Raw genomic sequence first — 11,428 nt, 5'->3', positions numbered from 1 at the left:
ACCCCACCCCGCTCGCGCTGCGCGCGATCGACCCTCCCCCTCCAGGGGAGGGTGACGGAGACCGCGCTCGCTCCCCTACTTCACCAGCTCGCAGCCGCCCTCGGCCAGCGGGCGGAACGCCTGGTCCGCTGGGATGGTCGAGACCAGCTTGTAATAGTCGTAGGGATATTTCGACTCCTCCGGCTTCTTCACCTCGAACAGGTACATCGGATGCACCACGCGGCCGTCCTGGCGGATGATGGTGTCACCGAACAGCTTGTCCTTGCCCCTGAACTTCTTCATCTCGGGCACGACGTTCTTCGCATTGTCGCTGCCGGTGGCGGCGACGGCGTTGAGATAAGCGAGCGTGGAGGCGTAGACGCCGGCCTGGTTGCCGCTCGGCATCTTGCCGTTCATGCCCGGACGCGCCGCGAAGCGTTTTGCAAACGCGCGGGTGTCATCGTTCATGTCCCAGTAAAAAGCTTCCATGAGCTGGAGCCCTTGCGCGACCTTGATGCCCATGCCGTGAACGTCGTTGATGAAGAGCAGGAAGGCGACCAGCTTCTGGCCGCTCTGCTGGATGCCGAACTCGGCGGCCTGCTTCACAGCGTTGATGGTGTCGCCACCGGCATTAGCAAGGCCGATCACCTGCGCTTTCGAGCTTTGCGCCTGCAACAGGAAGGACGCAAAATCGGAGGTGCCGAGCGGATGCTTGGATGAGCCGATCACCTTGCCGCCATGCGCATCGATGTATTTCTGCGCTTCCGACTCGATGCCCTTGCCCAGCGCGAAATCGACCGTGAGGAAATACCACTCCTTGCCGCCGCGCGACACCATCGCCGCTGCCGTGGTGTTACCGGTCGCCCAGGTGTCGTTGACCCACTGGATAGTGTTGGGCGAGCAGGCCTTGCCGGTGAGATCGGAGCTTGCGGTCGAGGACGCCAGGAACGTTATGCGGCTGTCGCGCAAGAGCGTGTTGATGGAGAGCCCGACAGCCGAGTTCGGCACGTCGACAATGGCGTCGACGCCTTCGACATCGAGCCATTTGCGCGCGATGGCGCTGCCGACATCGGCCTTGTTCTGGTGATCGGCATAGACGATCTCGACCTTGATGGCTTTGCCGCCGCCGTTGAAGTCTTCCGCCGCCATGCGCGCGGCCTCGACCGAGCCCATGCCGTTGGTGTCCTGGAAGATGCCGGAGATGTCGTTGAGCACGCCGACGCGCACGACATTGTCGGATATCTCGGCGCTTGCCGCGCCGCCCATCAGGCTCGCAGCCAGTGCGAGTGCCCACTTCAGATGCTTCATCGTTTCCCTCCCCTGTTGGATGTGGTGCCACGCCGATCGTTGCCGGCGCGATTCAAGTTTCAGACCTGCCGCTCCGGCAGCTTCACGACGAGCCCGTCGAGCGCGGGCGTGATGTGGATCTGGCAGGACAGCCGGCTGTTCGGCAGCCTCTGGCTCGCGGTACCGTCGAGCAGCGCATCCTCGTCGTCGGCGATGGCTGGCAGGCGCGCGAGCCAGCTCTCGTCGACATAGACGTGACAGGTCGCACACATGGCGTTGCCGCCGCATTCGGCCAGAATGCCGTCGAGGCCGTGGCGGGTCGCGGCCTGCATGGCGCTCTCGCCATCGCCGGTCTCGACGCGGTCAGACTTGCCGTCCGGATGAATGAAGGTGATGGCGGGCATAAAACTCCTCGTCAGGCCGGGGTGATGGTGACAGGCAGGCTGTCGAGCCCGCGCAGCGTGTTGTTGAAGCGCCGTTTTGGTTCGCTCGTGATCTCGATCTTCGCGATGCGTCGGGCCAGCGCCGTCAGCATCACCTCGCCTTCGAGGCGGGCGACGAGCTGGCCGACGCACATGTGGATGCCGGAGCCGAAGCCGACATGGCCGGAGGTGCGGCGGGTGATGTCGTAGCTGTCGGGCTTGTCCCAACGCCGCGGATCGCGGTTGGCGGCGGCGAGGAACATCAGCACTTTCTCACCCTCGCCGATCTTCGCGCCGGAGAGCTCGACCTCCCGCGTCGTGGTGCGGAAGAAGGTCTGCACCGGGCTTTCGAAGCGCACAGCCTCCTCGAAAGCGCCGCGCGCGAGCGAGAGATCCTCGCGCAGGCGCTGCCATTGATCCGGGAAGCGCGCGAGGCAATAGACCGCGGCGCCGATGCCGTTCACGGTGGTGTCGAGGCCGGCCGACAGCAGCGAGCGCACCAAGAGTGGCGCTTCGGTCGCGGTGATCTCGCCGTCGTCGACGCGGGCATGGATGCAGGCGCCGAATCCGCCGGGTGTCAGATTCTCGCGCTGGCACTGCTCGGCGACATAGGCCTGGTGCGGCGCCGAGCGTTCGATCGCCTCCTGGCGCAACTGGTTGGGCGGGCCGAAGGCATTGAACACCACGCTCGCATAGGGAATCAGATGCTCGCGTCCTTCCGGCTTCAGCCCGAGCGCATCCGGAAAGATCGAGAGCGGATAGGCCTCGGCAAGATCCGCGATCGCATCGAAGCTGCGCTTCTCCAGCAGCGCATCGACCCGCGCCTCGGCCGCTGCGGCAAAGCGGTCACGGACCTGCTTCATCACGGTCGGCGACAGCACCTTTGACAGCACGGCCCGTGTGCGGGTGTGCGCGGGCGGATCGGCCTCCAGGATCAGGCTCGGCGGCCGCCACGGCGTCTCCTTCTTGAAATCACTGAGACCGACGCCACGGCTGGAGCAGAAGGTCGCGGGATCGTTCAGCACGGCATGGACCTCGGCATAGCGCGCCACGCCGTACACGCTCCATTTGTCGAGATAGACGACCGGGCCTGCCTCCCGCAGCAATTCATGCGTGGGATAGGGATCGGCGAAAAAATCCATAGCGAAGGGATCGACGTCGAGATGCGGCACCGCCGCAGATCCCGGTGATACCGGGAAGCCGGATGCGGTCATGGAAGACCTCCCTCATTTTGATCTTGTGAAAGGACGGCGCATGCCCTTAGGTCTCTCGGCCCGCCGCGAGTCAGAACCCCGATATGCCGCCGTCTTCGACCAGAGTCCGCCAAAAGCCTGTGCCCAACGATGCGGGACCGACGCTCGATCTCGATCGTTACGTCCCGGCGTTCGTCACCTTCATCGCCAACAAGCTCTCGAACAGCGCGACCGCGTTCTATCAGCGGCAGTTCGGCGTCAACGTCACGGAATGGCGGATCATGTCGCTGCTGGCGATCGAGCCCGGCATCCCGGCCTCGCGCATCTGCCACGTCATCGGCTTCGACAAGGGGCCGGTGAGCCGGACGCTCGCAGGGCTCGAAAAGCGCGGGCTGGTATCGATCCGCACCGACCCGAACGATGGCCGCACCCATTCGATCTCGCTCACGGCGAAGGGTCGCGCCACCCACGACAAGGTCATCGTCGCCGCGCTCGAACGCGAGCAGCGCCTGTTGTCCTGCCTCAGCAAGGACGAGCGCGAGGTGCTGATCGACCTGCTCCGCAGGCTGCACGAAAATCTCGGCGCGGTGACCGGCGGCACCGAGCCCTGACAGGCCGCGCGCCGGCTGTCCGCTCCCCTCATGTCTAGACGTGCGCCAGCATTTGCCGACGGCGCCAGTCCGGCCGCGCATTGTTTCCTCCGAGATCGGACGCGGCGGTTCCTCCGCCGTCGTCCTTGTCCGGGAAACGGTTCGCACAAATTAGTTGCTTAGGCAACAAAAGAATCGGCAGGATAATGCGGTAGGACGGCTGGCCTATTGGGCGAGGTATCTCCTGTTTCCCCTTATGGGAGAGGCTAAAGAGCAACCTCAATCCAGCTTCGCCTCCATCCCCCGCTTCACCGCGGGCCGCGCCATCAGCGCGTCGTACCAGCGCTTGACGTTGGGGAAGTCGGCGAGATCGACCTTGTGGCGCGGATGGCGCCAGGCCCAGCCCAGGATGGCGAAATCGGCAACCGAGAGCTCGCCGGCGACGAAGTCGCGGCCCTCCAGCCGGCGGTCGAGCACGCCATAGAGCCGGCGCGTCTCCGCCATGAAGCGCTTCAGGCCATAAGCGCGGTCCTGCTCGTTCTCGAGCGCGATGAAATGATGCACCTGGCCGGGCATCGGGCCGAAGCCGCCCATCTGCCACATCAGCCATTCATAGACGGGGATGCGCGCGGCAAGCGATTTCGGCAGGAATTTTCCGGTCTTTTCGCCGAGATAGAGCAGGATCGCGCCGGATTCGAAGATGCTGACGGGCTTGCCGTCAGGACCCTCGGGGTCGACGATCGCGGGGATCTTGTTATTGGGGGAAAGCTTGAGGAACTCCGGGGCCATCTGCTCGCCCTTGGTGATGTTCACCGGGATCACCTTGTAGGGCAGCCCCATCTCCTCCAGCGCGACCGAGATCTTGCGGCCGTTCGGCGTGTTCCAGGTGTGCAGTTCGATGGTCATGCCTTGCTTCCCTTCCCCCTGACAGGTTCGGCCCTCACCTACTCCAGAAGGTTGCACCCCCACAACCGGTGGGCGGAGATGGCCGATCCCTGTTGACGGGAGACGCCCCCTCTGGAATGTCGCGGCGGTCGCGGATAAATTCCGCCTCCTTCAAAAACGCTGTTCGAGGGACCGTCGTGTCGAAATCAGCCTCCCGCGCCCGCCTGTTCGAAATCATCCGCCGGCGCTCCTTTGGCCGCGGCGAGGTGACGCTCGCGTCAGGCCGCAAGAGCGATTTCTACTTCAACCTCAAGCCGACCATGCTCGACCCCGAGGGCGCGACGCTACTCGCCGAGCTCACTTACGAGGCGCTGAAAGACGACAAGCTCGATTTCATCGGCGGGCTCGAGATGGGCGCGGTGCCGCTCGCCGGCGCGCTGGCGCAGATCTCCTGGATCAAGGGCCATCCGATCGCGGCGTTCTTCGTGCGCAAGAAACCGAAGGAGCACGGCGCCAAGCTCGCGATCGAGGGCTTGCCCAAGGGCGAGACCTTGGCGGGCAAGCGCGTCGTGATCGTCGAGGACGTCACCACCACAGGCGGCTCGGCGATGAAGGCGGTGGAATCCGTGCGCGAGACCGGCGCCAATGTGGTACTGGTGCTGACCATGGTCGACCGCGAGGAAGGCGCCACGGACACTTTCGGCGCGGCCGGCCTGCCGTTCCGCTCGCTCTACAAGGCGTCGGAATTCTTGAAGGCTTGAGGCCGCGAAACAGCCCTCGCCGTCATGCGGGCGTGGCCCGGAAGCAACGATCCGTCGGAAGCTGTGCCCGGCCTCAAAGAGGTCACGGCCTCGACTTGAAACCGCCTCCGCTCAACTGCTCATTTACCATCCCGCTTTATGGTGAACCATGTGCCAAGACCTCGCTGGTCTCGGCCGGGTTCAGTAGCGTCCGTGGAGTGAGCGTTGCGTACAATCTCGTCCCATGCGCGCCGGCAGCGTCGCGCGATGCTTGTGGCCGCGATCCTTGCGGCACCGCTGCTCGTCGCCCCGGCTCCGGTTTCGGCCGAAGGCCTGTTCGACTTCTTCTTCGGTGGCCTGCAGCAGCAGCGCCCGCAGCGCGAGGTGCCGCAGCAGGCGAGCTCCTACACCGATCCCTTCACCGGCCAGCAGAATGCCGCAACCCCGCAATATGCGCCGCCGACCCGTTCGGCGGCGGCCGGCGGCTCCGGTCCGGCCTTCTGCGTGCGCAGCTGCGACGGCAAATATTTTCCGCTGATGCGCGGGCTCGTCTCGCCGGCGCAGATGTGTCAGGCGTTCTGCCCTGCCAGCGCGACGAAAGTCTATTTCGGCTCCTCGATCGAGGGCGCCGCGTCGCAGACCGGCGAGCGCTACGCCGACAGTGAGAACGCGTTCGCCTATCGCAAGGCGCTGCGCGCCGACTGCACCTGCAACGGGCGCGAGCCGGTTGGCCTCGCCCCGGTCGACCTCGCGCTGGATTCATCGCTGAAGGCCGGCGACGTGATTGCGACCGCCGACGGCCTCGTCGCTTATACCGGCATCCGTGTCGGCAACGACCAGGCTGCGGACTTCACTCCGGTTGCCTCCTATCCCGGCCTCACCGCGCAGGTCCGCGCGCGTCTTGGCGAGATGAAGGTAGCCCCGGTGCGCGCCGAGACCGTGGCGGCGGATGCGCCGGCCGCGGAGATCGTGCGCGAGGCGCTGCCCGACGTGACAGTGCCGAAGACGCAGAAGCCGGCGAAGCGGGCGGGATTGGATTGATCTCGTGTCCCGGACGGCGGCGCAGCGCGAAAGCGATGCGACGCTGAGCCGGGACCCAGCAATTTCTGGGCCCCGGTTCAGCAGCGCATCACTGACGTGCTGCGCTGCGCCGCCCGGGGCACGGCGCCTACCTCCCAATGATCACCCCGATCACGTTCGGCGCCGCCAGATATTTCTCCTCGATCGCCGCGCGCGCAGCGGCGCGATTGTCTGGCGTCAGGAGGCCGCGCTTCTCGGCCAGGATCATCCAGCAAAAGCCCCACCAATCGGTCAGCATGCCCTGGTCATCGACGAGGTCATAACCCTGCTCGGCCGCGAAGATGCGCGCATGCGCTTCGTCCAGCGTGTCGAGGAACAGATGGTCGTCGGTCGAAAACAGCTCGTCGCTGATGTCATCGATGGTGTAGCCCCAGATCGACTGGCACACCGCGTTGAACTCGCGGTCGAACTGGTCGTCATCGATCCTCTGGCGCCGCGCCGCCCAATGCAGTCGCGACAGCGACCGCGCGAAATCGGCGATCCGGGTGAGGGCAAATTGATCGAACGCAATGGTGGACATGTAGTCCTCGCGAAGTCTGAAGGACGCTAGATATTGTGTCGGCGAGATGCCGAATCACAACGATATATCAAAGACTTGCTAAAGTGTTCTTAATTTGTTCTGTTGCTTCCACAATGTCGTCCCGGCGAAGGCCGGGACCCATAAACACCGCTGTCAGACGTTTTCGGACATGGGTGCCGCCAATGAATACGCCAGCCGCGTACTACGTCTACATTCTGGCCAGCCGCCGCTACGGCACGTTGTACATCGGCGTTTGCAACGATCTCAGCAATCGGCTGACATTGCATCGTTCTGGACGCGGTTCGAAGTTCGTCACGAAATATGGCGTGACGCGGCTCGTCTACGTCGAAACCTACACTTCGCCATCCGAAGCATTCCACGTGAGAAGGCGCTAAAGGAATGGCGCCGCGACTGGAAGATTCGCTTGATCGAGCAGGAAAATCCGGATTGGCGCGACCTATCGCATCTCATTTGACAACGGTGGTTATGGGTCCCGGCCTTCGCCGGGACGACAACCCAGTGAAAGCCTTCGGCCAAACGAGCGCTGTTTCCGCCGCACGATCCCCTCAATTCACCGCCGACATCAGCCTGTCTCCGCACGCGCTCGCATAAAACTTGCCGCCGCATTGGCGCTTGATGGCGGCGCAGCGGGCTGCTGGCGTTGCGTTTTGCGGGAGCGAGACGGCGCAGCTGAGGCCGTCGGCGCTGCGGCCGATTTTTCCGGCGGCGGAGGCGGCGGTGGAGACGCTGATGCAGACAATGAGCAGGGTCGCAGTGGCGATTTCGATCAGCAGTCTCATCAGAGGTCTCATGGGTCTCCTCCACAGTGATGGCTGAATTGGCCGCCATTGTAGCAGCAAATCCATGTTTCTCCGTGCTGGTCCGGGTTCCAAAATCGGCCCGTTCCTTGCATAAATTTGCATCAACGCAGTGCACGACCGCGCCAGCGATGGTTCCGGTGCAGGGGCATGACGCGTAGGGTGAGTGGTGTTCGTTCGACCAGGAAGTGACGGCCTTGCAAGATCAATCGTTCCAGCCAAATTTTCCCGCCCCCGGCCAGCCCATCGACGAGCTCGCGCTGGCTGAGATCAAGGGTGCGATCCTGGCGAAGCTGCGCCTTGCCATCGGCAAGGACGCGGGCATGGCGACCAGGCACGACTGGTACCAGGCCGCCGCGCTCGCGCTGCGCGACCGCATCGTGCATCGCTGGCTCACGGCGGAGAAGCGCAGCTACGACGCCGGGCGCAAGCGCGTCTATTATCTCTCGCTCGAATTCCTGATCGGCCGCCTCTTCACCGACGCGCTCAACAACATGGGGCTCCTGAAGATCTTCGAGCTCGCGCTCGGCGATCTCGGCGTGTCGCTGCCCGAGCTGCGCAAATGCGAGCCGGACGCGGCGCTCGGCAATGGCGGCTTGGGGCGGCTCGCCGCCTGCTTCATGGAGAGCATGGCGACGCTGTCGATCCCCGCGATCGGCTATGGCATCCGCTACGATTACGGCCTGTTCCGCCAGATCATCAATCAGGGCTGGCAGCAGGAATATCCGGACGAATGGCTGAGCTTCGGCAACCCCTGGGAATTGCAGCGGCCGGAGGTGATCTACGACGTCAATTTCGGCGGCGGCGTCGAGCATGTCGACGACAAGGGCCGTGACCGCGCCATCTGGCACCCGGGCGAGACCGTGCAGGCGATCGCCTATGACACGCCGATCGTCGGCTGGCGCGGGCAGCACGTCAATGCGCTCCGCCTGTGGTCGGCGCGCTCGCCCGATCCGCTCAGGCTCGATGCCTTCAACAAGGGCGACTATGTCAGCGCCAGTGCCGAGCAGGCGCGCGCGGAAGCGATCTGCAAATTCCTCTATCCGAACGACGAGAGCCCGGCGGGCCGCGAGCTGCGGCTGCGCCAGGAATATTTCTTCGTCTCCGCCTCGCTCCAGGATCTGGTGAAACGGCATCTCGCCTCCGACGGCCAGCTCCGCAGCCTCGCCGGCAAGGTCGCGGTGCAGCTCAACGATACCCATCCGAGCCTCGCCGTCACCGAACTGATGCGCATCCTCGTCGACCTCCACAATTTCCGCTGGGACGAGGCCTGGAAGATCACGGTCGCCACGCTCTCCTACACCAATCACACGCTGCTGCCCGAAGCGCTCGAGACCTGGCCGGTCGAGCTGTTCGAGCAGCTGTTGCCGCGGCATCTGGAGATCATCTACCGCATCAACGTGCAGCATCTGGCGCTGGCGGAGGCGCGCTGCCCCGGCGACATCGACTTCCGCGCTTCGGTCTCGCTGATCGACGAGAAGAGCGGCCGCCGCGTGCGCATGGGCCAGCTCGCCTTCGTTGGCTCGCACCGCATCAACGGCGTCTCGGCGATGCATTCCGACCTGATGCGCGAGACCGTGTTCCACGATCTCAACCATCTCTATCCCGGCCGCATCACCAACAAGACCAACGGCATCACCTTCCGCCGCTGGCTGATGCTGGCGAACCCGAAGCTGACCGATCTGTTGCGCGAGACCTGCGGCGATGCCGTGCTCGACGATCCCTCCCAGCTCAGCCTGATCGAAGCCCGCGCCAGCGACGTCGAATTCCAGAAGAAATTCCGAGCCGTCAAGCACGCCAACAAGGCGGCGCTGGCGCGGCTGATCGGCGAGCGGCTCGGCATCAAGGTCGATCCTGGCGCACTGTTCGACGTGCAGATCAAGCGCATCCACGAGTACAAGCGCCAGCTCCTCAACATCATCGAGACGGTCGCACTGTACCAGGCGATCAAGGACGATCCCAACGGCAATTGGGTGCCGCGGGTGAAGATTTTCGCGGGCAAGGCGGCGGCGAGCTATCGCTACGCCAAGCTGATCATCAAGCTGATCAACGACGTCGCCGAGGCCGTCAACAACGATCCTGCGATCGGCGGCAAGCTCAAGGTCGCCTTCCTGCCCGACTACAATGTCAGCCTGGCCGAAGTGATCATTCCCGCAGCCGACCTGTCCGAGCAGATCTCGACCGCCGGCATGGAAGCCTCCGGCACCGGCAACATGAAGCTGGCGCTGAACGGCGCCATCACCATCGGCACGCTCGACGGCGCCAATATCGAGATCCGCGACCATGTCGGCGCCGAGAACATCGCGATCTTCGGCCTGGAGGCCGGCGACGTGATGATCCGGCGCAAGCAGGGTCTGGATGCGTCCGACGTCATCCGTAATTCGCCGAAGCTCCAGCGTGCCATCAATGCGATCGGGACCGGCGAATTCTCAAACGGCGATCCCGGCCGCTTCGAATCCATCGCGCATGCGCTGCGCTATCTCGACCATTACATGGTCAGCGCCGATTTCGATTCCTATTACGAGGCGCAGCGCGCGATCGATGCGCGCTGGCAGGTGGCGCCGGCCTGGACGCGCGCGTCCATCCTCAACGTCGCGCGCATGGCGTGGTTCTCGTCCGACCGCACCATCCGCGAATACGCCGAGGAGATCTGGAACGTGCCGGTCAATCCGACCACGCCGCTGCTGCCAGATCTGCGCGACGTCGCAGGCTGATTTTCCGCAGCGTGAAATCGGCCTTACCTGCGAGGTTATTGCACCTTGCAAGGCGGATGATGATATGATTGTCGTCATCCCCAAGCTGGCGTCAGTGATACGGACACCCTAGCTTCAAACACCGTCATTGCGAGCGCAGCGAAGCAATCCAGATTCCTTCCGCGGGGACAGTCTGGACTGCTTCGCTGCGCTCGCAATGACCGTCGGGGAGACACCGAGGAACATAATGCACGCCAAGCTCCCGCATCCTTTCGACGACGCCACCCGCATCACCGCCGGTGACTCCGGCTGGCAGGGGCACACCAGCGACGATTACTGGGCCTTTGTCGGTCCGTTCGGCGGCGCCACCGCCGCGACCATTTTGCGCGCGCTGATTGATCATCCCGAACGCGCCGGCGATCCGCTCGCGCTCACAGTCAATTACTGCGCACCGATCGCCAAGGGGCCGTTCGATCTCGACGTACGGCTGGTGAAGGCCAACCGCTCCAGCCAGCATTGGAGCGTCGAGCTCAGCCAAGGCGGCGGCGAGGTCGCAACGCTCGCCACCGCCGTGTTCGCCGAGCGCCGGCCGTCCTGGGAGCACGGGGTGGCGAAGTGCCCGGACGCCAAGCCGTTCGAACAGACGCTGCCATTCCCGAAGATCGCGGCGTCCTGGGCCAACCAGTATGAATTCCGCTTCGTCGAGGGCGAGATGCGGATCGGCCCGCCGCAGGCCGAGCCCGCCAGCACCTATTCGAAAATCTGGATCAGCGACCGCACGCCGCGCAAGCTCGACATGCTGTCGCTGATGTCGATGTCGGATGCCTTCTTCGGCCGCATCTTCCATGCGCGGCGCGAACTGGTGCCATTCGGCACGGTGTCGTTGACGACGTATTTCCACACCGATGCCGAAGAGCTGGCGGCTGAAGACATCACGCGCGTGCTGGCGACGGCCGACGCCAAGATCTTCCACAAAAGCTATGGCGACCAGAACGGCGAGCTGTGGTCACCGAACGGACGACTGCTCGCGACGACGACGCAGATCGCCTATTTCAAGGCGTGAGCTGCTCCCGCAGGCTCGTCATTGCGAGCGCAGCGAAGCAATCCAGACTGCCTCCGCGGAAGGATTCTGGATTGCTTCGCTGCGCTCGCAATGACGGTGGAGAGATATCGCGCAAAACAAAAAGGGCGGCCTCGCGGCCGCCCTTTTGCATTCCAAGC

11 protein-coding genes and 1 pseudogene are annotated in these 11,428 nt (G+C 64.2%); 6 read left to right on the top strand and 6 right to left on the bottom strand.

The window, feature by feature from the left end; genetic code table 11:
- Positions 1-75: 75 nt before the first annotated feature.
- The 3 genes from AAE027_RS37380 to AAE027_RS37370 are packed head-to-tail and all read right to left on the bottom strand — an operon-like array spanning position 76 to position 2,902.
- A complete protein-coding gene (locus AAE027_RS37380; RefSeq protein ID WP_370991138.1) occupies positions 76-1,287 on the bottom strand; it encodes an ABC transporter substrate-binding protein in 1,212 nt (403 codons plus the stop codon).
- A gap of 59 nt (positions 1,288-1,346) precedes the next feature.
- Complete coding sequence (locus AAE027_RS37375; protein WP_370991137.1) at positions 1,347-1,670, bottom strand: 2Fe-2S iron-sulfur cluster-binding protein; 324 nt, start codon at positions 1,668-1,670, stop codon at positions 1,347-1,349.
- A gap of 11 nt (positions 1,671-1,681) precedes the next feature.
- Complete coding sequence (locus tag AAE027_RS37370) at positions 1,682-2,902, bottom strand: cytochrome P450 (RefSeq protein ID WP_370991136.1); 1,221 nt, start codon at positions 2,900-2,902, stop codon at positions 1,682-1,684.
- A gap of 83 nt (positions 2,903-2,985) precedes the next feature.
- On the opposite strand from AAE027_RS37370, the gene AAE027_RS37365 reads away from it, so the two are divergent.
- Positions 2,986-3,492 carry a MarR family winged helix-turn-helix transcriptional regulator gene (locus tag AAE027_RS37365; RefSeq protein WP_370991135.1) on the top strand — a complete coding sequence of 169 codons (507 nt, stop codon included), beginning with the start codon at positions 2,986-2,988 and terminating at the stop codon, positions 3,490-3,492.
- A 258-nt stretch (positions 3,493-3,750) separates the two neighbouring features.
- Here AAE027_RS37365 and AAE027_RS37360 read toward each other — a convergent pair whose 3' ends face one another.
- On the bottom strand, positions 3,751-4,377 hold the full coding sequence (locus AAE027_RS37360; protein ID WP_128936926.1) for a glutathione S-transferase family protein: 627 nt from the start codon (positions 4,375-4,377) through the stop codon (positions 3,751-3,753).
- A gap of 176 nt (positions 4,378-4,553) precedes the next feature.
- Here AAE027_RS37360 and pyrE point away from each other — a divergent pair, with 176 nt between their 5' ends.
- Both pyrE and AAE027_RS37350 read left to right on the top strand, forming a co-directional pair.
- Positions 4,554-5,117, top strand: a complete 564-nt coding sequence (gene pyrE / locus AAE027_RS37355) for an orotate phosphoribosyltransferase (RefSeq protein ID WP_091885388.1) — start codon at positions 4,554-4,556, stop codon at positions 5,115-5,117.
- A 246-nt stretch (positions 5,118-5,363) separates the two neighbouring features.
- Positions 5,364-6,137 (top strand): DUF2865 domain-containing protein, encoded by a 774-nt coding sequence (locus tag AAE027_RS37350; RefSeq protein WP_370991139.1) that lies wholly within the window; start codon positions 5,364-5,366, stop codon positions 6,135-6,137.
- 127 nt (positions 6,138-6,264) lie between these two features.
- Here AAE027_RS37350 and AAE027_RS37345 read toward each other — a convergent pair whose 3' ends face one another.
- Positions 6,265-6,696 carry a hypothetical protein gene (locus tag AAE027_RS37345; RefSeq protein ID WP_370991134.1) on the bottom strand — a complete coding sequence of 144 codons (432 nt, stop codon included), beginning with the start codon at positions 6,694-6,696 and terminating at the stop codon, positions 6,265-6,267.
- A gap of 182 nt (positions 6,697-6,878) precedes the next feature.
- Between AAE027_RS37345 and AAE027_RS37340 the strand changes: the two are divergent.
- Positions 6,879-7,171, top strand: a pseudogene (locus tag AAE027_RS37340) (GIY-YIG nuclease family protein).
- Between the two features lie 91 nt (positions 7,172-7,262).
- Here AAE027_RS37340 and AAE027_RS37335 read toward each other — a convergent pair.
- Entirely contained in the window at positions 7,263-7,496 is a 234-nt protein-coding gene (locus AAE027_RS37335) for a hypothetical protein (protein WP_245473367.1), read from the bottom strand.
- A gap of 215 nt (positions 7,497-7,711) precedes the next feature.
- Here AAE027_RS37335 and AAE027_RS37330 point away from each other — a divergent pair, with 215 nt between their 5' ends.
- Positions 7,712-10,228 (top strand): glycogen/starch/alpha-glucan phosphorylase, encoded by a 2,517-nt coding sequence (locus tag AAE027_RS37330; protein WP_370991133.1) that lies wholly within the window; start codon positions 7,712-7,714, stop codon positions 10,226-10,228.
- Positions 10,229-10,454: 226 nt separating this feature from the next.
- Positions 10,455-11,270 carry an acyl-CoA thioesterase gene (locus tag AAE027_RS37325; RefSeq protein WP_370991132.1) on the top strand — a complete coding sequence of 272 codons (816 nt, stop codon included), beginning with the start codon at positions 10,455-10,457 and terminating at the stop codon, positions 11,268-11,270.
- Positions 11,271-11,428 lie beyond the last annotated feature (158 nt).

It is taken from the genome of Bradyrhizobium sp. DN3 (genome assembly GCF_041357655.1).
In the GTDB taxonomy this organism is placed as follows: Bacteria; Pseudomonadota; Alphaproteobacteria; order Rhizobiales; family Xanthobacteraceae; genus Bradyrhizobium.
This window is presented reverse-complemented; position numbering and strand designations above follow the sequence as displayed.

Bases quoted from the DNA above. Each gene is read 5' to 3' on its own strand.
- AAE027_RS37350 (WP_370991139.1), top strand. From the start codon at position 5,364: ATGCTTGTGGCCGCGATCCTTGCGGCACCGCTGCTCGTCGCCCCGGCT.
- AAE027_RS37325 (WP_370991132.1), top strand. From the start codon at position 10,455: ATGCACGCCAAGCTCCCGCATCCTTTCGACGACGCCACCCGCATCACC.
- AAE027_RS37380 (WP_370991138.1), bottom strand. From the start codon at position 1,287: ATGAAGCATCTGAAGTGGGCACTCGCACTGGCTGCGAGCCTGATGGGC.
- AAE027_RS37365 (WP_370991135.1), top strand. From the start codon at position 2,986: ATGCCGCCGTCTTCGACCAGAGTCCGCCAAAAGCCTGTGCCCAACGAT.
- AAE027_RS37335 (WP_245473367.1), bottom strand. From the start codon at position 7,496: ATGAGACTGCTGATCGAAATCGCCACTGCGACCCTGCTCATTGTCTGC.
- AAE027_RS37345 (WP_370991134.1), bottom strand. From the start codon at position 6,696: ATGTCCACCATTGCGTTCGATCAATTTGCCCTCACCCGGATCGCCGAT.
- AAE027_RS37360 (WP_128936926.1), bottom strand. From the start codon at position 4,377: ATGACCATCGAACTGCACACCTGGAACACGCCGAACGGCCGCAAGATC.
- AAE027_RS37370 (WP_370991136.1), bottom strand. From the start codon at position 2,902: ATGACCGCATCCGGCTTCCCGGTATCACCGGGATCTGCGGCGGTGCCG.
- AAE027_RS37375 (WP_370991137.1), bottom strand. From the start codon at position 1,670: ATGCCCGCCATCACCTTCATTCATCCGGACGGCAAGTCTGACCGCGTC.